The 1894-nt window shown below is 72.4% G+C and carries 4 protein-coding genes; all 4 read right to left on the bottom strand.

Features of this window, described 5'->3' with window-relative positions:
• Positions 1–75 precede the first annotated feature (75 nt).
• Positions 76–303, bottom strand: a complete 228-nt coding sequence (locus HMPREF0731_RS18110) for a helix-turn-helix domain-containing protein (RefSeq protein WP_007005643.1) — start codon at positions 301–303, stop codon at positions 76–78.
• Between the two features lie 8 nt (positions 304–311).
• Positions 312–557 carry a hypothetical protein gene (locus tag HMPREF0731_RS18105; protein WP_007005642.1) on the bottom strand — a complete coding sequence of 82 codons (246 nt, stop codon included), beginning with the start codon at positions 555–557 and terminating at the stop codon, positions 312–314.
• Positions 558–569: 12 nt separating this feature from the next.
• Positions 570–1421 carry a septum site-determining protein MinD gene (minD, locus tag HMPREF0731_RS18100; protein WP_007005641.1) on the bottom strand — a complete coding sequence of 284 codons (852 nt, stop codon included), beginning with the start codon at positions 1419–1421 and terminating at the stop codon, positions 570–572.
• A 35-nt stretch (positions 1422–1456) separates the two neighbouring features.
• Positions 1457–1894: septum site-determining protein MinC (gene minC, locus HMPREF0731_RS18095; protein WP_007005640.1), on the bottom strand; the 438-nt coding region annotated here is incomplete at its 5' end.

The following is a 1894-nucleotide window of genomic DNA, read 5'->3' as shown; positions in this document are numbered from 1 at the left end:
TGCCGCCGGCCCTGACCGCGGGCTTCGGCCCGCGGCCGCCGCGCCGCCTTCTGCGGCGCCGAGCTGTCCGCCGCGTCAGCTCTGCAGCGTGTCCTGCACGGCGACCGAGCCGTCGCGGCGGAACACCACGCCGCTCTGCGCCAGGATCTCCTGCACCTTGGCGAGCGTCCGGCTGGTGACGTTGCCGTCACCCTCGATGCGGCTCAGCGTGTTGACCGAGACGCCGGCGGCGGCGGCGAGTTCGCGCATGCTCATGCCAAGGGCGGCACGCGCCATGCGGCATTGGGAGGCCGAGATCAGCATCGCATCTCCTAGCGTCCAGGGGTCAGGTCGATATCGATTTCGCGCAGTTCGAGCGTCGGCGAGGTGCCGATCTTCACCCGCACATGGCCGCCGCGCGCCAGCTTGCGGATCTCCCGCAGGCAGGCATCCTGGATGCGCTGGGTGATGTCGTCGCCGAACACCGCGAGGCGGTCGGCGGTGATCTGCCGGCGCAGCCGGGCGGCGGCGATGCCGGCACTGCCGCGCCGGCGCTGGATCAGGGCGATCAGGGACATGTGCGGGCTCCTTCAGGCGAAGCGGAACAGCCGCCGCAGGAAGCCGCGCGGCTCGGCCAGCTCGGCCACCATGGCGGCGGCCGGCAGGCCGGGGGGCAGGCGGACCGGGCTGCGCTGCTCGCCGAGGAAGCGGCCCACCGCCTCGCGATAGGCGCGGCCGGCATCGGTGCTGTCGTCGAGGCTGGCGGGCTGCCCGGCATTGGAGGATTTCAGCACCGCCTTGCTCTCCGGGATGACGCCCAGCAGCTCGGCCGAGAGGATGTCCTGGATGTCGGAGAGCGGCAGCATCTCGCCCTGCTTCACCCGCTCCGGGTCGAAGCGGGTGACCAGCAGGTGCTCGCGCACCGGCTCGCGCCCCTCCTCGGCGCGCTTCGAGCGGGCGGCGACGAAGCCCAGGATGCGGTCGGCGTCGCGCACCGAGCTGACCTCGGGGTTGCAGACGACGATGGCGTGGTCGGCGTGGTAGAGCGCCATCAGCGCGCCATGCTCGATGCCGGCCGGGCTGTCGCAGAGGATGTAGTCGAATTCCTGGCGCAGCTCGGCCATCACGCGGGCCACGCCCTCGGCGGTCAGCGCGTCCTTCTCATGCGTCTGCGAGGTGGCCAGCACGAAGAGGTTCTCGATCCGCTTGTCGCGGATCAGCGCCTGGCCGAGCCTGGCCTGGCCGCTCGCCACATGCAGGAAGTCGTAGACCACGCGCTTCTCGATGCCGAGCACGAGGTCAAGGTTGCGCAGCCCCACATCGAAATCGACCACGCAGACGCGGTGGCCGCGCAGCGCGAGCGCCGCGCCGAAGGCGGCGGTGGTGGTGGTCTTGCCCACCCCGCCCTTGCCGGAGGTGATGGTGATGACGGTCGCGGACATCGGGTTCTCCCTGTTGTCGGCTGATGGGTGGGCGGTCAGGGCAGCGGGGCGAAGCGCAGCCCGCCCTCGCGCAGGGCGAGCTGGGCGGGGCGGCCCACCCACTCGCCGGGGATCTCCTCGGCGCCGAGCCACAGCCCGGCGATCGAGACCAGCTCGGGGTCCATGATTTTCGCAAAGATCCGCGCATGCGAATCCTCGGCGATGCCGGCGCTGGCCGAGCCGCGCAGCGCGCCATAGACATGGATGCAGCCATCGGCCAGCAGCTGCGCCCCGCGCGAGACCGAGTGCAGCACGATCAGGTCGGCCTCGGCGGCGTAGACGCGCTGGCCCGAGCGCACCGGCTCGGCGATGATGACGCTGGGCCGGCGGGCGCAGGGCTCGGCCAGCTCCTGGCGCGGCTCGGCCTCCAGCATGCGGCCGAGGCCTGAGGCCAGCGCCGCCTGCTCCACCGCCGGGCGGGCGCCGCGGAAGGC

Source organism: Pseudoroseomonas cervicalis ATCC 49957 (assembly GCF_000164635.1).
GTDB lineage: Bacteria > Pseudomonadota > Alphaproteobacteria > Acetobacterales > Acetobacteraceae > Pseudoroseomonas > Pseudoroseomonas cervicalis.
This window is presented reverse-complemented; position numbering and strand designations above follow the sequence as displayed.

Bases quoted from the DNA above. Each gene is read 5' to 3' on its own strand.
- HMPREF0731_RS18105 (WP_007005642.1), bottom strand. From the start codon at position 557: ATGTCCCTGATCGCCCTGATCCAGCGCCGGCGCGGCAGTGCCGGCATC.
- HMPREF0731_RS18110 (WP_007005643.1), bottom strand. From the start codon at position 303: ATGCTGATCTCGGCCTCCCAATGCCGCATGGCGCGTGCCGCCCTTGGC.
- minD (WP_007005641.1), bottom strand. From the start codon at position 1,421: ATGTCCGCGACCGTCATCACCATCACCTCCGGCAAGGGCGGGGTGGGC.